Below are 20,990 nucleotides of genomic sequence, written 5' to 3'. Positions count from 1 at the left end.
CAGCAGGGCTGACGGTGCGGCGTCTTAGTGCGCCCGTCGACCTCTTGGCCTTGCACCGCGCCCATCCTGCGCGCTACCCCCACCTGCTCGCAAGCTCAGCCCATGGCACGGAGCAGGGTCGCTACGACATCCTGCTCGCCCATCCGCGCTCGCGCCTGGTGTTCGATGGGGTGCGCTGCTCGCGGGACGGCCAGCCCGTCGCGGGTGGTTTTCTCGATGCCCTCGATGCCTGGTGGCAGGAGGAGCGCATCCCTGAGTCCGAAAGTCCGCTGCCCTTCCAGGGGGGCTGGTTCATCTACCTGGGCTATGAGCTGGCGCACTGGCTGGAGCCAAGCGTACCGCTCGCGGCAAAGCCGCATGGCCTGCCGGTGGCCTTGGCCGAGCGCTGCCCGGCGGCGGTGATTCACGACCACCTCGAGGGTGCGAGCTGGTGGGTGGAGGAGGGCGACGAGGCGCGGCTTTGGCCGCGTTTCATGGAGGACTGCGCCGCGCTGCAGCCGGCCCCTCCGCCGGCCTCCCTGTCCGCCTTGACCCTGGAGGAGGACGCGCCGCAGGCCTTCCTCGATGGGGTGCGGCGCATCCGCGAGTACATCCTCGCGGGCGATATCTTTCAGGCCAACCTCTCGCGCGCCTGGCGCGGGCGCTTTGCCAAGCCGGTGGAGGCCGCGGACCTGTTCCAGCGCCTGGTGCATAACAATCCCGGGCCGTTTGCCGCGCTCTCCCGCATCGATGACCAGGCGATCGTCTCCAGCTCGCCGGAGCGGCTGGTGTGTGCGCGCCACGGGGTGGTGCAGACCCGTCCCATCGCCGGCACCCGTCGCCGCGGTGCGGATGAGCACGAGGATGCGGCGCTCAAGGCCGAGCTGATCGTCCACCCGAAGGAGCGCGCCGAGCACATCATGCTGCTCGATCTGGAGCGCAACGACCTGGGCCGGGTGAGTCGCCCCGGCAGCGTGCAGGTGGACGAATGCATGGTCATCGAAACCTACCGCCACGTACACCACATCGTCTCCAACGTACGCGGCGAGCTGCGGCCGGAGGTCACGCCGGGGCAGTTGCTGGCGGCTTTGTTCCCCGGCGGCACCATCACCGGTTGCCCCAAGGTGCGCTGCATGCAGATCCTCGCTGAACTCGAGGGCTGCGCGCGCGGGCCCTACACCGGCTCGCTCGGTTACCTCAACCGCGACGGCTCGCTGGACACCAATATCCTCATCCGCACCCTGCATCTCGACGGCCAGGGGTTCACCCTGCGTGCCGGGGCGGGGATCGTCGCCGATTCCGAGCCTGAGGCGGAGCTTGCCGAGACGCGCGCCAAGGCGCGTGGCCTGCTGCGTGCCCTGGGGCTCATGGAGGCCTGAGGATGCTGGTCGTGGTGGACGACAGCCTGCCGCTGACCGATCGCGGCCTGCATTACGGCGATGGCCTGTTTGAGACCATGGCGGTACAGGAGGGCAGGGTGCGCCTCATGGACTTGCATCTTGCCCGCCTGGCGCGGGGCGCGGCGCGGCTGGCCATCCCCCTGGCCGATGCCGAGGGGCTCGCCGCGGCCCTCGCCACGGCCGCTGCCGACATGGGCGAGGGCGTGCTCAAGCTGATCCTCACCCGCGGCAGCGGCGGGCGCGGCTACCTGCCGCCGGAGGAGCCAAGCCCCAGCCTGATCCTCCAGCGTCACCCTCCCGTTGTGCCGGAGGGGCAGGCGGGCGTGACCGTGCGCCTGTGCGACCTGCGCCTCGCACGCCAGCCCGTGCTGGCGGGCCTCAAGCACCTCAACCGCCTGGAACAGGTGCTGGCGCGCGCCGAGTGGCGCGATCCGGCCATTGCCGAGGGGCTGATGTTCGATCGCGAGGGCCTGCTGGTCGAGGGGGTGGCGAGCAATGTCTTTCTCGTGCGCGAGGGCCGGCTGCAAACCCCCCTGCTCGACCAGTGTGGCGTCGCCGGGGTGATGCGCGCGCATGTCATGCAGCGTGCCGCCGCGCTGGGGCTCACGGTGCAGGAGACCCGCCTGGTGCTCGATGACCTTTTGGCCGCGGAGGAGGTGTTCCTGACCAACAGCCTGCACGGCATCCGTCCTGTCATCGGCCTGCTCGGTCGGCGCGCCTGGGCGGTGGGCCCCGTGACCCGCGCGCTGCAGGCCGGGCTGTGGGGGGCGTCATGAACCGGCTTGCCGTGCTGCCGACCCTGCTGTTGGTCATGACCTTGGCCGGGCTGGGCGGGGTCTTCGCTTTCGCGGACAGGCTCTTGAACTTTGCCCGCACACCGCTGCCCCTGACCGCGCCGGTCTGCTTCGACATCGAGCGCGGCACCGCCCTGTCCGGGGTGGTCCGTGAGCTTCAGGGCGAGCTCGGACTGAGCGCGTCGGAGGCCACACGCCTGCGCTGGCTTGCCCGCCTGAGTGGCACCGCAGCGCGCCTGCGCGCGGGCGAGTATCAGGTGGAACCGGGCCAGACGCCTGCGGGGTTGGTGCGCATGCTGGCCGAGGGCAAGGTTGTGCTGCACCGGATCACCTTCGTGCCGGGCATGACCCTCGAGCAGGCGCGCGACGTGCTGGCCCAGCATCCCGCCGTACGGCAGGAAGGCTTCGCCCTGCGGCCTGCGGCGCTGATGGCCGCGCTCGGTCAGCCCGGCAAGCCGGCCGAGGGGGCCTTCCTGCCCGAGACCTATGCCTTCCCACGCGGGACGAGCGATATCGAGCTTTTGCGCATGGCACACGAGTCCCTGCGGCGCGAGCTCGATGCCCTGTGGGCGGGGCGCGATCCTGAACTTCCGCTGCACTCGCCCGAGGAGGCCCTCATCCTCGCCTCCATCATCGAGAAAGAAACCGGCAAGGCCGAGGAGCGCCCGCTGATTGCCGGGGTGTTCGTCAACCGGCTGCGCAAGGGCATGCGCCTGCAGACCGACCCGACCGTGATCTATGGCCTGGGGCCGGCGTTCGATGGCAACCTGCGCCGGCGGGATCTTGCCGCCGACACCCCGTGGAACACCTACACCCGCGCCGGGCTCCCGCCGACCCCCATCGCCCTGCCATCGCGCGAGGCCCTGCACGCCGCGCTGCATCCGGCGCCGACGCGGGCGCTGTACTTCGTCGCCGATGGCACGGGCGGGCACAGCTTTTCCGAAACCCTGGACGCGCACAACCGGGCGGTCCAGCGTCTGATCTCTGGAGGTCGTGAGTGAAGGGTCGTTTCATCGTGCTCGAGGGCGGCGAGGGTGCCGGCAAGTCGAGCAACCTCGATGCCCTGCAGCGCCTGCTGGAAGGGCGCGGCCTGGCCGTGCTGCGCACCCGCGAGCCCGGCGGTACCCCGCTGGGCGAGGCGGTGCGCGGCCTGCTGCTCGACCCATCCTTCGCCGGGATGGAGGCGAAGGCCGAGCTTCTGCTGATGTTCGCCGCCCGTGCCCAGCACGTGGCCCAGGTCATCCGTCCGGCCTTGGAGGCGGGCGTGTGGGTGATCTCGGACCGCTTTACCAGCTCCTCCTACGCCTACCAGGGCGGCGGGCGGGGGCTGCCATGGGAGGCGATTGCCTGGCTGGAACGCTTCGTGCAGGACGAGCTGCGTCCGGACCTGACCTTGCTGCTCGACACCCCGGTGGAGGTGGGGCTCGCCCGCATGCGCAGCCGGGGTGAGCCGGAGGATCGCATCGAGCGCGAGGGACGGCCGTTCTTCGAGCGCGTGCGTGCCGCCTTTCTGGCCCAGGCCGAGGCGGCCCCGGCGCGCTTTGCCGTGATCGACGCGAGCCTGCCGCTCGATGAGGTTCAGGCCGCCATGCAGCGTGCCCTCCAGCCCCTGTTGACGGAGCTTGCATGAGTCACGCCCTGTATCCCTGGCTTGTGCCCCTGTTCGAACAGCTGGCGGCCCTCGCCGGGGAGGCCCGCCTGCCGCATGCCCTGCTGCTGGCGGGGCCGGAAGGGGTGGGCAAGGGACGGCTGGCCCGGCGTCTGGCGCAGGCGGTGCTGTGCCATACGCCGGGGCCGGGTGGGCAGCCCTGTGATCAGTGCGCCTCCTGCCGGCCCTTCCTCGCCGGGGCCCACCCGGACTTCACCCCGCTTGCGCCGGAGGAGCCGGGCAAGCCGATCAAGGTGGATGCGGTACGTGATTTCTGCGCCGCCCTCCAGCTCACCAGCCAGTTCAGCCATGGCAAGGTCGGCATCCTGGAGCCCGCGGAGGCGATGAACCTCGCGGCCGCCAACAGCCTGCTCAAGACGTTGGAAGAGCCGCCGGCCGGCACGTTGATCATCCTCGTGACCGCGCTGCCCTCCCGCCTGCCGATCACAGTACGCAGCCGTTGCCAGCGCTGGACCGTCGGCGTGCCGGAGCGGGAGGCGGCGGCCGCCTGGCTGGCATGCCAGCCCCAGGTGGCGGGCGAAGACCCTGGGCTCTTGCTCGATCTGGTCGAGGGGCGCCCGCTGGCCGCGCTCGGCCTCGCCGCCCCCGAGCGGCTGGCGAGCCGCACCCGCTGGCTCGAATCCCTGCTTCATCTGTTGCGCGCGGGGGGCAATCCGCTCGCCCTGGCGGCGGCGACCGACAAGGCCGCGCTGCCGGAGCTTGTGCACTGGTCCATCCTGCTGGTGGCCGACCTGCTCCGCCTGCAAACGGGCGTGCGGGAGGTGGTCAACCGCGACCTGGCCGACCTCCTGCCGCCGGTGGCCCGGCGTGTCGATGCGCGCGGGCTGTTTGGCCTGTATGATCACCTGCTCGAACTCGCGGGGCTGGTGAACCACCCGCTCAACCGGGACCTCCTGCTGGAGGATCTTTTGCTGCGTTTTGACCGACTGGGAGGTCGATCGTGAACTTTGCATCCGGTATCGTCCACCACAACATCCCGGACAAGGCGACCCTGTACGCCTCGTTCATGCCGTTCCTCAAGAATGGCGGGCTGTTCCTGCCGGGGCAGAACCAGTTGCGCATGGGGCAGGAGATCTTCCTGGTGCTGACCCTGATGAACGACCCCGAGCGCATCCGGGTCGCGGCCAAGGTGGTCTGGGTCACCCCGCCGGGGGCGCAGGGCAACCGCCCGGCTGGCGTCGGGGTGCAGTTCCTCGAGGCCGACCAGGGGCAGACCCGCGCCAAGATCGAGAACTACCTCGCCGGCCTGCTCAAGAGCGACCAGCCGACCTACACCCTCTGACCGTATCCCTTCCTGCCCATGCTGCTTGCCGATTCCCATTGCCACCTCGACCGCATCGACCTCGCGCCCTGGGGGGGCGAGTTCGCGCGCTTCATGACCGATGCCCGTGCCCAGGGGCTCGGCCTGATGGTGTGTGTGGGCATCGACCTTGAACGCTATCCCGCGATGCGGGAGCTGGTCGAGCCTTACCCCGAGGTCGTGGTCAGTGTGGGCGTGCATCCGAACGAGGAGCCTGACTGTTCGCCGACGCTCGAGCGGCTGGTGGAGCTGGGCCAGGATCCGCGCGTGGTGGCGATCGGCGAGACCGGGCTCGATTACTACCGCACCGAACCCGGTGCCCCCTGGCAGCATGAGCGCTTCCGCACCCACATCGAGGCGGCCCGCGCGCTTGGCAAGCCGCTCATCATCCACACCCGCGAGGCGCGCGAGGACACCCTGCGCGTGCTGGAGGAGAGCGGTGCCCGCGAGGTGGGTGGGGTGATGCACTGTTTTGTCGAGGACTGGGCAACCGCCAAGCGTGCCCTGGACATCGGTTTCTACATCTCGTTCTCCGGCGTGCTCACCTACAAGAGCGCGGACGCCTTACGCGAGGTGGCGAAACAGGTGCCGGAGGATCGGCTCCTAATCGAGACCGACGCGCCCTACCTTGCCCCGGTGCCGCACCGCGGCAAGCCGAACGTGCCGCAGTACGTGCGCCACGTGGCGGAAACCCTGGCGGGCTTGCGGGGCTGGACGCTGGAGGAGACGGCGGCGCGGACCTATGCCAACGCCCGCCGTCTATTCGGGCTCGAGGGCTGAACTCAGGACGGTCGGGTCAGGCTGGATGGAATCGCCGCGGCACGCGGTTCCCACAGGCGCATTGAGCCGGTGTAGGAGCGGCGCCCTCGCCGCGATGAACACGCGGATGACTCATCGGCCCGGGGGCGGGCCTCCTACCTGGTTGCCCCGTGGGAGCGGCGTGTTGCCACGATGGAGAGCGCAGGCTCACACCCCGCGCCAGTGCGGGTCCAGCCAGCAGCGTGGCAGCGCCTCGCCAGACGGGAAGCTGAGGTTGCTCTTCTTGAACTCTTGGGCGTCCTGCAACTCCTCGCCGGAGTGGAACCGGCCCCGCACCGTGGCATGGCTGGGGTTGATCAGGGCGGTCAGATCGAGGATCTCGACGGCGTCGCCGCTGGCGTGGTCTTTGAGATACATGACGTGCTCCTCACGTGCGGGTAAAGACTCTTTCTTCACACTGAATATAGCAGGGCAGACATGCAACAGAGCGCCTTCCTGAAAACCGCCATCGAGGCCGCCAAGGCCGGTGAGGCGGTGATCCGTCACTATTACGAGAAGAACATCCAGGTGCAGATCAAGGAGGATCTCACCCCCGTGACCGTGGCCGACGTGGAGACCGAGCAGGCGATCAAGGCGGTGATCCAGGCCGCCTTCCCGGACCACGGCTTCTACGGTGAGGAAACCGGCAAGACCAACCCCTCGGCCGAGTACACCTGGCTGGTCGACCCGATCGACGGCACCAAGGCCTTCGTGCGCCAGTACCCGATGTTCTCCACCCAGATCGCACTGATGAAGGGCGATGAGCTGATCCTCGGCGTCTCCAACGCGCCGGTGTTCGATGGCGGGCAGATGGCCTGGGCCGAGCAGGGCGGCGGGGCCTTCCTCAACGGCCAGCCGATCCGGGTCAGCGGGATCGAGGCGCTGGAGCAGGCGGCGCTCTCCGCCGGCAATATCAAGACCCTGGCCGGCTCGCCGCAGTGGGCGGGGTTTGGTCGCATCTGCCAGGTGGTGAACCGCACCCGCGGCTACGGCGACTTCCTCCACTACCACCTCTTGGCCTCGGGGCGCATTGACCTTGTGATCGAGTCGGACGTCAACATCCTCGACATCGCTGCGCTCTCGGTGATCGTGCGCGAGGCGGGCGGGGTGTTCACCGACCTCGACGGCCAGCCGCTGACCCTCGAGACCCGTAGTGTGCTGGCCGCCTGCAGTCGCGAGGTCTATGCTCAGGCCCGGGGAATGCTGTTCGGCTGAGGTGCCGCAGGGGGCGGGGGAGGTAAGCATGCAGCACGCCAAACTCGCCCGGCTGGATGGCCGCCTCGTGATGCTCGGCTTCGGCAGCATTGGCCAGGGCGTGCTGCCCCTGATCCTGCGTCACGTCGAAGTCGATCCCTCCCGGATCACCATCCTCAGCCGGGGACGGCGGGGGAGGGCGGTGGCTGCGGCCCATGGTATCGCCTTCCACGCCGAGACTCTCACCCCGGCCAATCTTGAGTCCCTGCTTGCCCTCCACCTGAGGCCGGGCGACTTCCTGCTCAACCTCTCCTACGGCGTCTCGAGCCTCGCCGTGCTGGACTGGTGCCAGCGGCACGGCGTGGGTTATCTCGATGCCTGCATCGAGCCCTGGGAGGGGACCCACGAGGACCCAGCCACCCCGCCCGAGCAGCGCTCCAACTATGCCTATCGGGAGGCCGCCCTGTCCTTGCGGCGGCAGGGATCGTCCGCGCCGACGGCCGTGATCAATCACGGCGTCAACCCAGGGCTCGTCTCGCACTTCGTCAAGCGTGCCCTCCTGCACCTTGCCCGGGACACCGGATATGAGGCTCCCCCTCCGCGCGAACGGGAGGATTGGGCACGTCTGGCGTGCGCGCTCGGCGTGCGCGTGATCCACATCGCCGAGCGCGACACCCAGGTCGCCTCCCGGCCCAAGCGGCCGGGGGAGTTCGTCAATACCTGGTCGGCCGAGGCCTTCATCGGCGAGTCCTGTCAGCCCGCCGAACTGGGTTGGGGTACGCACGAGCGGCAACTCCCGCCCGATGGCGTCCAGCACGAGAACGGTTCCGGGGCGGCCATCTGGCTGCGTCGCCCGGGCGCCGCGACGCGGGTGCGCAGCTGGGCACCGCTCGCCGGGCCCTACCACGGCTTCCTCATCACCCATGCGGAATCCATCTCCATCGCCGATGCCCTGACCCTGCGCGAGGGCGGGCAGGTGGTCTACCGGCCGACCGTCCACTACGCCTACCACCCTTGCGACGATGCCGTGCTCTCCCTGCACGAGTTGGCCGGGCGCAACTGGCAGGCCCAGGATCGGACCTGCTTGCTGATGGATGAGCTTATCGACGGGCTCGACGAACTCGGCGTGCTGCTGCTCGGTCATGCGCGCACGGCCTACTGGTACGGCTCGCGCCTGACGCTGGCCGAGGCTCGCGCGCTCGCGCCCTGCAATAACGCCACCACCCTGCAGACCGCGGCCGGGGTGTTGGGCGGGTTGGTGTGGGCGCTCCATCACCCCCGCCGCGGGGTGGTGGAGCCGGATGATCTCGATCATGAGGAGGTGCTCGCCGCCGCGGAGCCGTACCTTGGCGAGATGGCGGGGGTGTACGGCGACTGGACGCCGCTCCAGGGCCGCGGCCGGCTGTTCCCGGAGGACGTGGATTACGAGGACCCCTGGCAGTTCGGCAACGTCCGGGTGTGCTGAGGGCATGGCCTCATGGCGAGGTGCAATGAAGCGACGCTCATGAGGTCTGTTCACCCCGTGGCGTGGAGTCGAGCAACAGCTCGGTCAGCGCACGCGAGGCATTCGAGACCGTGCGCCCGGCATGCCGCACCAGCCCCAGGGTGCGGCGGATATCTAGGCCCTCGACCGGCACCTCCACCACGTCATCGCCGAGCATCACCCGGGGCAGGGCGCTCCAGCCGAGGCCGATGGCGACCATGGTGCGGATGGTCTCGAGGTAGTTGGTCTCGAGGATGACATCCAGGGCCCCGTGCCGTTGCAGGATGGGGGCCTCGATGATGGTGCGGGTGTAGGTGCCCACGGCCGGCAGGATGGCCGGGTGCGCGCCAAGCTGCTCGAGCGACGCGCTGGCCTGGCCAGCCAGGGGGTGATCCCGGGCGACGGCGATCACCAGCCGGTCCTCCCACAGCGGGATGCACTCGAGCAGGGGCGAGGGGCGCAGCGGCAGGGTGACCACCCCGAGCTCGAACACGCCGCGTTCCACGGCCTGGCAGGCCTGCTCCGAATCCATGAAGGCGAGATCCAGTCGCACCCTGCGATAGCTGCGGGTGAAGTCGCGCAGGATCGGCGGCAGGCGGCGCAGGCCGATGTGGTGCGAGGTGACGACCGACAGCGGGCCGCTGACCTCGCGCGAGAGGTTGGCGATGACCTGGCGGGTCTCACGCACATCGCTGAGGATGCGCTCGGCCACCGGGCGCAGGGCCCGCCCGGCCTCGGTCAGGGCCACCCGGCGGCCGAGCCGGTCGAACAGGGTGACGCCAAGCTCACCCTCGAGTTGGGCGATGCGCTTGCTGATCGCCGGCTGGGTCAGGTGCAGCTGCTCTGCGGCCAGCGAGAAGGAGGCCTGTTCGGCCACCGCAAGGAAGGCGGCGTAGTTTGATATATCCATCGGGAATGGAATCCATGAAAAGAATGCATTGGAGTTATGGATAGGCCATTTCTACAATGCCTGCAAGATCTTCGAGGAGGGTTGCTTGATGGCTGCCAGAACGCTTTACGACAAACTCTGGGACATGCACGTGGTACGGCAGGAAGATGACGGCACCGCGCTGCTCTACATCGACCGCCAGCTGGTGCATGAGGTGACCTCGCCGCAGGCCTTCGAGGGCCTGCGCCTGGCAGGTCGCCAGCCCTGGCGGCGTGAGGCGATGCTCGCCGTGCCGGACCACAACGTGCCGACCCTCGGCCGCCGCGATGCGGGCGTGGAGGGGATCGCCGATCCCGTCTCGCGTGAGCAGGTCAGCACGCTGGACAAGAACTGCGCCGAGTTCAAGATCGTCGAGTTCAAGATGAACGACGTGCGCCAGGGCATCGTCCACGTGATCGGCCCGGAAGAGGGCTTTACCCTGCCGGGCATGACCATCGTCTGCGGGGATTCGCACACCTCCACCCACGGCGCGTTCGGCGCGCTGGCCTTCGGCATCGGCACCTCCGAGGTCGAGCATGTGATGGCCACCCAGACCCTGATCCAGAAAAAGGCCAAGAACATGCTGGTGCGGGTCAACGGCCACGTGGGCCCCGGGGTGACCGCCAAGGACATCGTGCTCGCCATCATCGGCAAGATTGGCACCGCGGGCGGTACCGGCTACACCATCGAGTTCGCCGGTGAGGCGATCGAGGATTTGTCCATGGAAGGGCGGATGACGGTCTGCAACATGGCGATCGAGGGTGGGGCCCGGGCCGGCCTGGTGGCGGTGGACGAGAAGACCATCGAGTATGTGCGCGGGCGCCCGTTCGCGCCGCAGGGCGAGACGTTCGAGCGCGCCGCCGCCGCCTGGCGTGGGCTGCGTTCTGATCCGGACGCGCACTTCGACCGCGTGGTCGAATTGAATGCCGCCGACATCGTGCCGCAGGTCACCTGGGGCACCTCGCCGGAGATGGTGGTGCCGGTATCTGCCGTGGTGCCCAACCCGGAGGAGGAGAGCGACCCGGTCAAGGCCAACGGCATGCGCAAGGCGCTGGCCTACATGGGCCTTGAGGCCGGTCAGCCGATCGAATCCATCGCCATCGACAAGGTGTTCATCGGCTCCTGCACCAACTCGCGCATCGAGGACATCCGCGCCGCCGCCGCGGTGATCAAGGGACGCAAGAAGGCGGATTCGGTCAAGCTCGCCATGGTCGTGCCGGGCTCCGGCCTGGTGAAAAAGCAGGCCGAGGAGGAGGGGCTGGACAAGATTTTCATCGAGGCCGGGTTTGAATGGCGTGAGCCGGGCTGCTCCATGTGCCTCGCCATGAACGCTGACCGCCTGAAGCCGGGCGAGCGCTGCGCCTCGACCTCCAACCGCAACTTCGAGGGTCGGCAGGGCCAGGGCGGGCGCACCCACCTGGTCAGTCCGGCGATGGCCGCCGCGGCCGCGATTGCGGGCCATTTCGTCGACGTGCGGCATTTCTGAGGAAGCCAAGCCATGCAAGCCTTTACCCAACACACCGGCATCGTCGCGCCGCTCGACCGCCCGAACGTCGACACCGACGCGATCATCCCCAAGCAGTACCTGAAGTCCATCCACCGCACCGGCTTCGGCCCGAATGCCTTCGACGACTGGCGCTACCTGGAGCCGGGCGAGCCGGGCATGGACCATTCCAAGCGCAAGAAGAACCCCGACTTCGTCCTCAACCAGCCGCCCTTCGACCGCGCCACCATCCTGCTGGCGCGGGAGAACTTCGGCTGCGGTTCCTCGCGCGAGCACGCGGTCTGGGCCCTCGACCAGTTCGGCTTCCGCGCGGTGATCGCGCCGAGCTTTGCCGATATCTTCTTCAACAACAGCTTCAAGAGTGGGCTGCTTCCCATTGTTCTGCCAACGGAAACCGTCGACCGCCTGTTCCAGGCCGTGGCGGCCAGGCCGGGGCTTGAGCTGACCATCGACCTGGAGAGCAAGACCATCCGTGGCCTTGGTGAGGAGGTCATCAGCTTCGAGGTCGATGACTTCCGCCGCTATTGCCTGTTGCATGGCCTGGATGACATCGGTCTGACCCTGCGCCATGCCGACGAGATCCGCGCCTACGAGGCGCGCCGCAAGGCCGAGGCCCCCTGGCTCTTTTAGTTTTAAAGTTCAATAAAATTGCATAAGGCTCTGAAATGACGAAGCGAGTTCTGGTTCTTCCGGGGGATGGCATCGGCCCGGAGATCGTCGACGAGGCGGTGAAGGTGCTGGATGTGCTGGTCGGCGAGTTCGACCTGGACATCGAGATGGACGAGGGCCTGATCGGTGGCGCGGCGTATGACGCGGCCGGCCACCCCTTCCCGGAGAGCACCCGCGAGATGGCCCTCGAGGCCGATGCCATCCTGCTCGGCGCCGTCGGCGGGCCGCAGTACGACAACCTGGAGCGCCCGCTGCGCCCGGAGCGCGGCCTGCTCGGCATCCGCTCCGCGCTGGGCCTGTTCGCCAACCTGCGTCCGGCCATCCTCTATCCGCAGCTCGCCGCCGCCTCCACCCTCAAGCCGGAGGTGGTGGCCGGGCTCGACATCCTGATCGTGCGCGAGCTGACCGGCAGCATCTACTTCGGCCAGCCGCGCGGCATCCAGGTCAACGACCAGGGCGAGCGTGAGGGCTTCAACACCATGCGCTATTCGGAGTCCGAGATCGAGCGCATCGGCCGGGTGGCCTTCGAGGCCGCCATGAAGCGCAACAAGAAGGTTTGCTCGGTCGACAAGGCCAACGTGCTGGAGACCTCCGAGCTGTGGCGCGAGGTCATGGAGCGTGTGGCGAAGGACTACCCGGAGGTCGAGCTGTCCCACATGTACGTCGACAATGCGGCCATGCAGCTGGTGCGCGCGCCCAAGCAGTTCGACGTGATGGTGACCGAGAACATGTTCGGCGACATCCTCTCGGATGAGGCCTCCATGCTCACCGGTTCGATCGGCATGCTGCCGTCCGCCTCGCTCAACGGCTCCAACCAGGGCCTGTACGAGCCAAGCCATGGTTCCGCGCCGGACATCGCCGGCCAGGGTATTGCCAACCCGCTCGCCACCATCCTCTCCGCGGCCATGATGCTGCGTTACAGCCTCGGCCGCGCGGACCTCGCCGAGCGCATCGAGCGCGCGGTCTCCGCCGTGCTCGATCAGGGGCTTCGAACCCGCGACATCATGGAGCCGGGGATGACCGAGGTTTCCACCTCCGCCATGGGCGATGCTATCGTGGCCGCGCTGCGTGCCGGCTGATCTGTCTTGAAGAAAAGGTTAGTGCTATGAGTCGTGTATTTGATGTGGCCGTGGTCGGCGCCACCGGCGCGGTGGGCGAGACCATGCTGTCGATCCTGGCCCAGCGCAAGTTCCCGGTGGGCAAGGTGTATGCCCTGGCCTCCGAGCGCTCGGCGGGCAAGCGCGTGCAGTTTGGCGATAAGTACCTGACGGTCGAAAACCTGGCCGATTTCGATTTCTCCAAGGTGCAGATCGGCCTGTTCTCCCCAGGGGCCTCGGTGTCCGCGGTGTATGCGCCCAAGGCCGCGGCGGCGGGCTGCGTGGTGATCGACAACACCTCCCAATTCCGCTACGACGATGACATCCCGCTGGTGGTGCCGGAGGTCAACCCGCACGCGGTGGCGATGTACAAGAACCGCGGCATCATTGCCAACCCCAACTGCTCCACCATCCAGATGCTGGTGGCGCTCAAGCCCATCCATGACGCGGTGGGCATCGAGCGCATCAACGTCGCCACCTACCAGGCCGTGTCCGGCACTGGCAAGGAGGCGATCGAGGAGCTCGCGAGCCAGACCGCCAACCTGCTCAATGGCAAGCCGATCAAGGCCGAGGTCTATCCCAAGCAGATCGCCTTCAACGTCATCCCGCAGATCGACGTCTTCATGGACAACGGCTACACCAAGGAAGAGATGAAGATGGTGTGGGAGACCAAGAAGATCATGGGCGATGACTCCATCCTGGTGAACCCGACCTGCGTGCGGGTGCCGGTGTTCTACGGCCACTCCGAGGCGGTGCACATCGAGACGCGCGAGAAGATCACCGCCGAGCAGGCGCGCGAGCTGCTGCGCAAGGCCCCGGGCGTCGAGGTTCTGGACGAGCACGTGCCGGGCGGCTACCCGACCGCGGTGACCGAGGCCGCCAATCACGACGCAACCTACGTCGGCCGCATCCGTGAGGATGTCTCCCATCCGCGCGGCCTGAACCTGTGGGTGGTGTCGGACAACGTGCGCAAGGGCGCGGCGCTCAACAGCGTGCAGATCGCCGAGCTCCTGATCCGGGATTACCTGTAAGCCTCCCTGCGCCGGCGCGGTGACGGGCCGGCGGTCAAGCGGCGGAAAAAGGTTGTGGAATCCACCCAACCGCGATTATTTTGTGGGAACCTCGGGAAACGCCATGCATGGCGCCTTTACGAGGTGCTCTCGTGGTTGAGATGGCAGCATGAAGCCGCTGTCTGCAGGCCCTGAGAGTTCTATCCAACATCCTGGGCGGTGTGGAACACCGTCCCCTTGGAGACACGACATGCGGAAACTGGCCCTCGCGCTTGCATGCGCCTCGATTCTCGGAACATCGAACGCCCAGGCCATGGGACTGGGGGAGGTGACGGTACGTTCCTATCTCAACCAGCCCTTGCTTGCCGAAATCCCCCTTGTCGATGTTTCGGCCCAGGATCTGGAGGGCATCCGTGTCCGCCTGGCCAACGCGCAGGCCTTCGAGCGCCAGGGTTTTTCCCTGAGTGCCGTGTCCGGGCGTATCCAGCTCCAAGTGCAAGGCGGCAAACGACCGCATGTGGTGCTGACCTCCAAGGCCCCGATCCATGATCCGGTGCTGGGGCTGGTGCTGGAGCTGGAGGGGCCGGACGGACTCATCCAGCGGGGTTATGACATCCTGCTCGACCCTGTCAGCTACCGCGCCCCGCTGCCGAACGTGAGCGGGGCGAATGTGCCGGCAGCCCCAACGGTTGCCGGCACGGCCCTGCAAGGCAGCGTGGAGGACGGTCATTACCGGGTGCGCGAGGGTGAAACCCTGTGGCGCGTGGCCTACAACCTGCGTCCGCAGGGGGTGAGCACCGAGCAGATGATGGCCGCCCTGCGCGATGCCAACCCCAAAGCCTTCGCCGGCTCGGGCCGGGGCGAGACGCTCCTCTCCGGCGCGGTCCTGCGCATTCCCGAAACCGAGGAGATCCTCCGGGCACGGGCGCGGAAGCAAGAGGCCCCTGTTGCCCAAAAGGCGCCTGCCGAGGCCGTGGCGCCCGCTGCCAAGGCGGCCGAGAGCCTTGCCGAACCCAAGGTGGCGATCGTGGCGCCTGCCCAGCCGGTGCCGGCCGTCGTGGCTCCCGTGGTGGGTGAGGTTGTCAGCCCGCCTGTGACGGCCTCGGAGCCGAGGGGCGTGGCTGGTGGTGAATCCGTCCTGCAGGAGCAGTTCGAGGCAGCGAAGGTCGAAAAGGAGCAACTTCTCGCGCGCCTGGGGGCGGTCGAGGGGCAGATGCAGAAGATGGAAGAGCTGCTGCGTCTTAAGGACGAGCAGATCAAGCATCTGGAGCAGCTTTTGCAGGCGGCCGCGCCTGGTTCGGAAAAAACTGCGCCGGTCGAGGTGAAGGAGGCCCAGCCGCCGGTGGCGGCGCCATCGCAGCCTGAGGAGCAAGGCGGCTTGCTGGCCACCCTGACCCAGCCGGTCGTCCTTGGTGCAGGAGGGGTGGGGGCCCTGCTTCTCGCCCTGCTGATCGGCCGTCTGCGCCGCCGTCGCGAGGAGGCGATGGTTCAGGCCGCACCGGTGGTCCAGCCCGAGGCGCCGGCTCCGGTCGCCGAGGTCGCGCCCATGGCGGCCGTCGCAGGGGCCGCTGTGGGTGGTGCCGTGGCGGGGAGTCTGGCGGAAGAGGAGGCTTCCGGGGCGGCGATCGATCCGGTGCAGTCGGCACTCGAGGAGGTCGATGTCATGCAGGCCTACGGGCTGCATGACCGGGCTCGTGAAGTGCTTGACGAGGCCATCGCGCGCATGCCCGAGGCCGATGTCCTGCAGGCCCGTCGTGTCCGCCTGTTCCACGAGATGGGGGCGCGGGATGAGTTCCTGCGTGCCGCGGAGGCCTACCGTGCCACGCATCCCGCCGAGGATGATCCGCACTGGGCCGCCATCCAGGCCATCGGTGCGGCTGCCTATGCCGACGCCCCCCTGTTCGGTGGATCCGCTGTCGTCCAGTCTGAAACCTCGGGCGAGGCTGCCCGCGAGTCTCAGGCTGAGGCCGTCCCAGAGCCCCATCTCCCCTTCGTCCTGCCGGAGGCCGTTAGCCAGGCGGGGGAGGTGGTGCTCGAGTTGCCGACGGTGCCCGAATCCGTCGAACCCCTCCCTGCGGAGGCCGCCGCGCCGGAACAGCCTGCCCAGGAGGAGGCGGGCATCGAATCCCTGTCGCTGGAATGGCCCGCGCTCGAACTGGGCGAGAGCAGGGAAGCCGAAGCACCCCGGGCCGTCGAGCCTGAGCCGCTCCCGGTTTTCGACCTGCAGGCCCTCTCGCTTGAGCCCGCTGGAGAGGAGGTGCCATCTTCGGTGCCTGAGACCGAAGAGACGCCAGCTCTGCCGGAGGCGGCCAGTCCTGAGGCTCCGCTGGTGCCGGCTGCAGAGGCGCCAGCCATGGCCGAGATGACGGCTGAGCAGGGCATCAGCGAGGATGACCTGATGCTGTTGGGGTTGGATACAGTCAGTCTCGAGGCCCAGCCGCTGGATCTTCCCAGCCTGTCCGTGAGCGAGGAGTCTCAACCCACTCCGTCAATGACGACCGCGGCACCGGTTGCGGTGGAGCCTGTCGTAAACCCCTTGCAGAGCCCGGTTGTGCAGGAGCCGGAGCTGGCCTCTGCACCGTCCGCGACCCCGGCGGCAGCCTTCGATGAGCGCTCGGTCAAGCTGGACATGGCGGAGGCCCTCGTTGATCTGGGAGATCTCGATGGGGCGCGCAGCATGCTGGAGGAAGTCCTCTCCAGTGGGGAGGACGAGCTTTCGGCGCGTGCCCGCGAGATGCTTGAGCGGACCACGCCCTGATGATCTCCGTGGTCCCCTTCCCCGCCAGCCTCCGGGCTGGCTTTTGTGTTTTTGAGTCATGAGAATCGCCCTCGGCATCGAATATCAGGGCACGCGCTACCACGGCTGGCAGAGGCAGGCGGCGGTGGACAGCATTCAGGCCCGTCTTGAGGCCGCCATTGCAAGCGTTGCGGCGCATCCCATCGAGCTGGTCTGCGCTGGACGGACCGACCGCGGGGTGCATGCGACCGTGCAGGTGGCCCACTTCGAGACCACGGCAAGGCGTGAGCCCCATGCCTGGCAGCTGGGCACCCTGGCCAACCTGCCCGAGGACATTGGCGTGCTCTGGGTCAAGCCGGTGGGGGAGGGCTTCCATGCCCGTTTCTCGGCCACGGCCCGGCAGTACCGCTACGTCATCTACAACCGCCTCAACCGTCCGGGCCTGTTGTACGGGCGGGTGACCTGGCAACGCAAACCCCTGGATGCCGAGCTGATGCATGAGGCAGCCCAGCATCTCTTGGGCACGCACGACTTCACGAGCTTCCGCGGCAAGGACTGCCAGGCCAAAAGCCCGGTGCGTACCCTCGAATGGATCCGCGTGACCCGCGAGGGGGATTACCTCTACCTCGACGTGCGCGCCAACGCCTTCCTGCATCACATGGTGCGCAATATCGCCGGGACTCTGATGCAGGTGGGGATGGGGCTCAAGCCTCCCGAATGGGTGGTGGGGGTGCGCGACGCCTGCCTGCGCGAGGCGGCGGGATTCACCGCCCCGGCCGATGGCCTGTACCTCGTGCACGTCCAGTACCCGGAGGAGCATGGCCTGAGGCTTACGCCGCGCCTGCCGGTTTTCTACTGAGTGCGTGCGCGCTCTGTTACCATTGCTTGTTATGTCATCATCCAGCCCGCACCGCACCCGCATCAAGATCTGCGGCATCACCCGTCCCGAGGATGCCCTCGAGGCCGCGCGTCTTGGCGCGGACGCCGTGGGCCTCGTGCTCTATCCGCCCAGTCCGCGCGCGATCGATGTCGTGCGCGCCGCGCGCATCCGCGACGTGCTGCCGCCGTTCGTGCAGCCGGTCGCCCTGTTCGTGGATCCTGCCGAGGCCGAGGTCGAGGCGGTGCTGAACCTTATCCCCGAGGTCATGCTGCAGTTCCACGGCAGCGAAACACACGAGTTCTGCGCCTCCTTCGGGCGCCCGTATCTCAAGGCCCTGCCGATGGGCAAGGGGGGCGATCCGGTCAACGAGGCCGCCCGCCATGCGCGGGCCAGCGGCTTCTTGCTCGACAGTCATGATGCGGGCGGGGTCGGGGGAACCGGCCATGCCTTCGACTGGTCGACCATCCCATCCCTGGATCGCCCCATCGTGCTCGCCGGGGGGCTGCGCCCCGAGAACGTGGGCGAGGCCGTGCGCGGGGTACGCCCGTGGGCGGTGGATGTCAGTTCGGGCGTCGAGCGCGCCCCAGGAATCAAGGATCCCGCCAGGATGGCCGCATTCATCAACGAGGTTCGCCATGCCGACCGCAGCGATTGACTTTAACCAATACCCCGACGAGCACGGCCATTTCGGCCCCTACGGTGGCATCTTCGCCCCCGAGACCCTGATGGCGCCCCTGGAGGAGCTGGCCGAGGCCTACGCGCGGGTCAAGAACGACCCGGCCTTCCAGGCCGAGCTCGATGCCGACCTTGCGGACTATGTCGGCCGTCCGAGCCCGCTCTATCTTGCGAAGCGTATGACCGCGGAGCTTGGCGGGGCGAAGATCTACCTCAAGCGCGAGGACCTCAACCACACCGGCGCGCACAAGGTGAACAACACCATCGGCCAGGCCCTGCTCGCCAAGCGCCTGGGCAAGACGCGCATCATCGCCGAGACCGGGGCCGGCCAGCACGGCGTGGCCTCCGCCACCGTGGCTGCGCGCCTGGGGCTTGAATGCGTGGTGTACATGGGCGCGGACGATGTGGTGCGCCAGGCGCCGAATGTGGCGCGCATGAAGATGCTCGGCGCCACCGTGGTGCCGGTCACCTCCGGCACTCGCACCCTCAAGGACGCCCTCAACGAGGCGATGCGCGACTGGGTGACGAATGTGGACAACACCTTCTACATCATCGGCACCGTCGCCGGGCCCCATCCGTACCCGATGATGGTGCGCGATTTCCAGGCCGTGATCGGCCGCGAGGCGCGCCGCCAGTGTCTGGAGAAAGAGGGGCGCCTGCCGGACGCGCTGGTGGCCTGTGTCGGCGGGGGCTCCAATGCCATCGGCCTGTTCCATCCTTTCCTTGGCGACCCCTCGGTCAAGTTGATCGGTGTGGAGGCCGGCGGCAAGGGCCTGGAGACCGGTGAGCACGCCGCGCCGCTGTGCGCCGGCCGCCCGGGCGTACTGCACGGCAACCGTACCTACCTGATGGAGGATGCCAACGGCCAGATCATTGGCACCCACTCCATCTCCGCGGGGTTGGACTACCCCGGGGTCGGCCCGGAACACGCCTGGCTCAAGGACATCGGCCGGGCCCAGTACGTGGCGATCACCGACGACGAGGCGCTGGAAGGCTTCCGCATGCTGACCCGCACCGAGGGCATCATCCCGGCGCTGGAATCCAGCCATGCCATTGCCTACGCGATGAAGCTCGCCCCGACCATGGACAAGGACGAGATCATCATCGTCAACCTCTCCGGTCGCGGCGACAAGGACATGAACACCATCGCCCGCATCGAAGGCTTCGAGTTCTGAGCATGAGCCGTATCGCTTCCCGTTTTGCCGAACTGCGCGTCGCCAACCGCGCCGCGCTGATCCCTTACATCACCGCCGGTGATCCGCATCCGGATCAGACCGTGGGCCTGATGCACCACCTGGTCGCCCAGGGGGCGGACCTTCTGGAACTCGGCGTGCCGTTCTCCGACCCCATGGCCGATGGGCCGGTGATCCAGCGCGCCACCGAGCGTGCACTGGCCCACCAGGTGTCCATGCACGACGTGCTGGGCATGGTGCGCGCCTTCCGTCAGACCGACACCACGACGCCCGTCATCCTCATGGGCTACCTCAATCCGATCGAGGTGCTGGGGTATGAGACCTTTGCCCGCGAGGCGGCCGCAGCCGGGGTGGATGGGGTGCTGACCGTGGACATGCCGCCCGAGGAGACTGCGGGCTACAACGAGGCCCTGCAGGCGGCTGGTCTGGACCGCATCTTCCTGGTCTCGCCGACGACCCCGGCGCGCCGGGTCAAGGCGATTGCGCAAAAGGGGAGTGGTTTCGTCTACTACGTCTCGCTCAAGGGCGTGACTGGTGCGAAAACCCTGGACGTGGCCGATGTGGAGCAGCACCTCGCCACCCTGCGCAGCCAGATCGAGCTGCCGCTGGGCGTCGGCTTCGGCATCCGTGATGCGGTGTCCGCCGCCCAGGTGGCGCGCATCGCCGATGCGGTGGTGGTGGGCTCGGCCCTTGTGCACCTGATCGAGACCCACATGAACGATCCCGAGGTCATGCGTCAGGCCGTGGGTGGACTGGTGGCCGAGATGCGCGCGGCCATGAATCAGGCTCGCAGCCAAGGGGGTTGAGTATGAGCTGGATCCAGAAACTTCTCCCCTCCCGCATCCGCACCGAAGGCGCGGCCAAGAAGGCCATCCCCGAAGGGCTGTGGATCAAGTGCGACGCCTGCGGCGCGGTGCTCTACCGTGCCGAGCTCGAGCGCAACCAGCAGGTGTGCCCCAAGTGCGGTCACCACATGCGCATCGGCATCCGCAAGCGCCTGGATCACTTCCTTGATCCCGAGCCGCGCGAGGAGATCGCCGCCCACCTCGAGCCGGTGGATGTGCTCAAGTTCCGCGACCAGAAGAAGTACAAGGACCGCATCACCCAGGCCCAGCGCGCCACCGGCGAGAAGGATGCCTTCATCGCCATCAAGGGGCGCGTGCTCGGCGTGCCGCTGATCGCCACCGGTTTCGAGTTCGCCTACATGGGCGGCTCGATGGGCGCGGTGGTGGGCGAGAAGTTCGTCCGTGCTGCCAACCGTGCGCTGGAGGAGCGGATCCCGCTGGTCACCTTTACCGCCTCGGGCGGCGCGCGCATGCAGGAGGCCCTGTTCTCGCTGATGCAGATGGCCAAGACCTCCGCCGTGCTCACCCGCCTGTCCAAGGCCGGGGTGCCCTACATCGTGGTGCTCACCGACCCGACCATGGGTGGCGTCTCTGCGAGCTTCGCCATGCTTGGGGATGTGCAGATCGCCGAGCCGAATGCCCTGATCGGCTTTGCCGGCCCGCGGGTGATCGAGCAGACGGTGCGCGAGAAGCTGCCGGAGGGCTTCCAGCGCAGCGAGTTCCTGCTCGCGCATGGGGTGGTGGACATGATCGTGCCGCGTAACGAACAGCGCGAGACCATCGCCCGCATCGTCACCATGTTGCAGAAGCGTCCGGCCCCTGCGGCCTCCTGATC

Annotated in this window: 21 protein-coding genes; 19 read left to right on the top strand and 2 right to left on the bottom strand. The window is 67.9% G+C overall.

The window, feature by feature from the left end; all coding sequences use genetic code 11:
- Positions 1–8 precede the first annotated feature (8 nt).
- From V6D91_RS01895 to V6D91_RS01865, 7 genes are read left to right on the top strand one after another with little or no spacing between them, the layout of a single operon-like run.
- Entirely contained in the window at positions 9–1,358 is a 1,350-nt protein-coding gene (locus tag V6D91_RS01895; RefSeq protein ID WP_347318093.1) for an aminodeoxychorismate synthase component I, read from the top strand.
- A 2-nt stretch (positions 1,359–1,360) separates the two neighbouring features.
- Complete coding sequence (gene pabC, locus V6D91_RS01890; RefSeq protein WP_347317485.1) at positions 1,361–2,155, top strand: aminodeoxychorismate lyase; 795 nt, start codon at positions 1,361–1,363, stop codon at positions 2,153–2,155.
- The gene (mltG, locus tag V6D91_RS01885; RefSeq protein ID WP_347317484.1) at positions 2,152–3,174 is read left to right on the top strand and encodes an endolytic transglycosylase MltG; all 1,023 of its coding nucleotides are present in this window, start codon (positions 2,152–2,154) and stop codon (positions 3,172–3,174) included. Before pabC ends, mltG begins: the two co-directional genes overlap by 4 nt.
- Entirely contained in the window at positions 3,171–3,803 is a 633-nt protein-coding gene (gene tmk, locus V6D91_RS01880) for a dTMP kinase (RefSeq protein ID WP_347317483.1), read from the top strand. The genes mltG and tmk overlap by 4 nt, the downstream gene beginning before the upstream one ends.
- A complete protein-coding gene (locus V6D91_RS01875; RefSeq protein ID WP_347317482.1) occupies positions 3,800–4,786 on the top strand; it encodes a DNA polymerase III subunit delta' in 987 nt (328 codons plus the stop codon). Before tmk ends, V6D91_RS01875 begins: the two co-directional genes overlap by 4 nt.
- Positions 4,783–5,124, top strand: a complete 342-nt coding sequence (locus V6D91_RS01870; protein ID WP_347317481.1) for a PilZ domain-containing protein — start codon at positions 4,783–4,785, stop codon at positions 5,122–5,124. Before V6D91_RS01875 ends, V6D91_RS01870 begins: the two co-directional genes overlap by 4 nt.
- 21 nt (positions 5,125–5,145) lie before the next feature.
- On the top strand, positions 5,146–5,922 hold the full coding sequence (locus tag V6D91_RS01865) for a TatD family hydrolase (protein WP_347318091.1): 777 nt from the start codon (positions 5,146–5,148) through the stop codon (positions 5,920–5,922).
- A gap of 186 nt (positions 5,923–6,108) precedes the next feature.
- On the opposite strand, the gene V6D91_RS01860 is transcribed toward V6D91_RS01865, so the two are convergent.
- The gene (locus tag V6D91_RS01860; protein ID WP_347317480.1) at positions 6,109–6,318 is read right to left on the bottom strand and encodes an acetyltransferase; all 210 of its coding nucleotides are present in this window, start codon (positions 6,316–6,318) and stop codon (positions 6,109–6,111) included.
- A gap of 60 nt (positions 6,319–6,378) precedes the next feature.
- Between V6D91_RS01860 and V6D91_RS01855 the strand changes: the two genes are divergently transcribed.
- Both V6D91_RS01855 and V6D91_RS01850 read left to right on the top strand, forming a co-directional pair.
- On the top strand, positions 6,379–7,155 hold the full coding sequence (locus tag V6D91_RS01855) for an inositol monophosphatase family protein (protein WP_347317479.1): 777 nt from the start codon (positions 6,379–6,381) through the stop codon (positions 7,153–7,155).
- Between the two features lie 28 nt (positions 7,156–7,183).
- Positions 7,184–8,599, top strand: a complete 1,416-nt coding sequence (locus tag V6D91_RS01850) for a saccharopine dehydrogenase C-terminal domain-containing protein (protein WP_347317478.1) — start codon at positions 7,184–7,186, stop codon at positions 8,597–8,599.
- 37 nt (positions 8,600–8,636) lie between these two features.
- On the opposite strand, the gene V6D91_RS01845 is transcribed toward V6D91_RS01850, so the two are convergent.
- The gene (locus V6D91_RS01845; protein ID WP_347317477.1) at positions 8,637–9,527 is read right to left on the bottom strand and encodes a LysR family transcriptional regulator; all 891 of its coding nucleotides are present in this window, start codon (positions 9,525–9,527) and stop codon (positions 8,637–8,639) included.
- Between the two features lie 88 nt (positions 9,528–9,615).
- Here V6D91_RS01845 and leuC point away from each other — a divergent pair, with 88 nt between their 5' ends.
- The 10 genes from leuC (at position 9,616) to accD (ending at position 20,988) form a co-directional block, all read left to right on the top strand.
- Positions 9,616–11,031 (top strand): 3-isopropylmalate dehydratase large subunit, encoded by a 1,416-nt coding sequence (gene leuC, locus V6D91_RS01840; RefSeq protein ID WP_347317476.1) that lies wholly within the window; start codon positions 9,616–9,618, stop codon positions 11,029–11,031.
- Between the two features lie 12 nt (positions 11,032–11,043).
- The gene (gene leuD, locus V6D91_RS01835; RefSeq protein WP_347317475.1) at positions 11,044–11,679 is read left to right on the top strand and encodes a 3-isopropylmalate dehydratase small subunit; all 636 of its coding nucleotides are present in this window, start codon (positions 11,044–11,046) and stop codon (positions 11,677–11,679) included.
- A gap of 35 nt (positions 11,680–11,714) precedes the next feature.
- Positions 11,715–12,797 (top strand): 3-isopropylmalate dehydrogenase, encoded by a 1,083-nt coding sequence (leuB, locus tag V6D91_RS01830; protein WP_347317474.1) that lies wholly within the window; start codon positions 11,715–11,717, stop codon positions 12,795–12,797.
- A gap of 26 nt (positions 12,798–12,823) precedes the next feature.
- Complete coding sequence (locus tag V6D91_RS01825; protein WP_347317473.1) at positions 12,824–13,846, top strand: aspartate-semialdehyde dehydrogenase; 1,023 nt, start codon at positions 12,824–12,826, stop codon at positions 13,844–13,846.
- 229 nt (positions 13,847–14,075) lie between these two features.
- Positions 14,076–16,583 (top strand): FimV/HubP family polar landmark protein, encoded by a 2,508-nt coding sequence (locus tag V6D91_RS01820; protein WP_347317472.1) that lies wholly within the window; start codon positions 14,076–14,078, stop codon positions 16,581–16,583.
- A 58-nt stretch (positions 16,584–16,641) separates the two neighbouring features.
- Positions 16,642–17,421 carry a tRNA pseudouridine(38-40) synthase TruA gene (truA, locus tag V6D91_RS01815; RefSeq protein ID WP_347317471.1) on the top strand — a complete coding sequence of 260 codons (780 nt, stop codon included), beginning with the start codon at positions 16,642–16,644 and terminating at the stop codon, positions 17,419–17,421.
- Positions 17,422–17,452: 31 nt separating this feature from the next.
- A complete protein-coding gene (locus V6D91_RS01810; protein ID WP_347317470.1) occupies positions 17,453–18,097 on the top strand; it encodes a phosphoribosylanthranilate isomerase in 645 nt (214 codons plus the stop codon).
- Positions 18,078–19,292, top strand: a complete 1,215-nt coding sequence (gene trpB / locus V6D91_RS01805; RefSeq protein ID WP_347317469.1) for a tryptophan synthase subunit beta — start codon at positions 18,078–18,080, stop codon at positions 19,290–19,292. The genes V6D91_RS01810 and trpB overlap by 20 nt, the downstream gene beginning before the upstream one ends.
- 2 nt (positions 19,293–19,294) lie before the next feature.
- Positions 19,295–20,116 carry a tryptophan synthase subunit alpha gene (trpA, locus tag V6D91_RS01800; RefSeq protein ID WP_347317468.1) on the top strand — a complete coding sequence of 274 codons (822 nt, stop codon included), beginning with the start codon at positions 19,295–19,297 and terminating at the stop codon, positions 20,114–20,116.
- A gap of 2 nt (positions 20,117–20,118) precedes the next feature.
- Positions 20,119–20,988 carry an acetyl-CoA carboxylase, carboxyltransferase subunit beta gene (accD, locus tag V6D91_RS01795; RefSeq protein ID WP_347317467.1) on the top strand — a complete coding sequence of 290 codons (870 nt, stop codon included), beginning with the start codon at positions 20,119–20,121 and terminating at the stop codon, positions 20,986–20,988.
- Positions 20,989–20,990 lie beyond the last annotated feature (2 nt).

Source organism: Thiofaba sp. EF100, from assembly GCF_039822285.1.
Classification (GTDB): domain Bacteria; phylum Pseudomonadota; class Gammaproteobacteria; order Halothiobacillales; family Halothiobacillaceae; genus Thiofaba.
Note: the sequence above shows the minus strand (reverse complement) of the source record. Positions and strands in the feature narration are given on the sequence as shown.

Coding starts and splice junctions, on each gene's coding strand:
- pabC (WP_347317485.1), top strand. CDS start 1,361: ATGCTGGTCGTGGTGGACGACAGCCTGCCGCTGACCGATCGCGGCCTG.
- mltG (WP_347317484.1), top strand. CDS start 2,152: ATGAACCGGCTTGCCGTGCTGCCGACCCTGCTGTTGGTCATGACCTTG.
- V6D91_RS01875 (WP_347317482.1), top strand. CDS start 3,800: ATGAGTCACGCCCTGTATCCCTGGCTTGTGCCCCTGTTCGAACAGCTG.
- V6D91_RS01860 (WP_347317480.1), bottom strand. CDS start 6,318: ATGTATCTCAAAGACCACGCCAGCGGCGACGCCGTCGAGATCCTCGAT.
- V6D91_RS01855 (WP_347317479.1), top strand. CDS start 6,379: ATGCAACAGAGCGCCTTCCTGAAAACCGCCATCGAGGCCGCCAAGGCC.
- V6D91_RS01850 (WP_347317478.1), top strand. CDS start 7,184: ATGCAGCACGCCAAACTCGCCCGGCTGGATGGCCGCCTCGTGATGCTC.
- V6D91_RS01845 (WP_347317477.1), bottom strand. CDS start 9,527: ATGGATATATCAAACTACGCCGCCTTCCTTGCGGTGGCCGAACAGGCC.
- leuC (WP_347317476.1), top strand. CDS start 9,616: ATGGCTGCCAGAACGCTTTACGACAAACTCTGGGACATGCACGTGGTA.
- leuD (WP_347317475.1), top strand. CDS start 11,044: ATGCAAGCCTTTACCCAACACACCGGCATCGTCGCGCCGCTCGACCGC.
- leuB (WP_347317474.1), top strand. CDS start 11,715: ATGACGAAGCGAGTTCTGGTTCTTCCGGGGGATGGCATCGGCCCGGAG.
- V6D91_RS01825 (WP_347317473.1), top strand. CDS start 12,824: ATGAGTCGTGTATTTGATGTGGCCGTGGTCGGCGCCACCGGCGCGGTG.
- V6D91_RS01820 (WP_347317472.1), top strand. CDS start 14,076: ATGCGGAAACTGGCCCTCGCGCTTGCATGCGCCTCGATTCTCGGAACA.
- truA (WP_347317471.1), top strand. CDS start 16,642: ATGAGAATCGCCCTCGGCATCGAATATCAGGGCACGCGCTACCACGGC.
- V6D91_RS01810 (WP_347317470.1), top strand. CDS start 17,453: ATGTCATCATCCAGCCCGCACCGCACCCGCATCAAGATCTGCGGCATC.
- trpB (WP_347317469.1), top strand. CDS start 18,078: ATGCCGACCGCAGCGATTGACTTTAACCAATACCCCGACGAGCACGGC.
- trpA (WP_347317468.1), top strand. CDS start 19,295: ATGAGCCGTATCGCTTCCCGTTTTGCCGAACTGCGCGTCGCCAACCGC.
- accD (WP_347317467.1), top strand. CDS start 20,119: ATGAGCTGGATCCAGAAACTTCTCCCCTCCCGCATCCGCACCGAAGGC.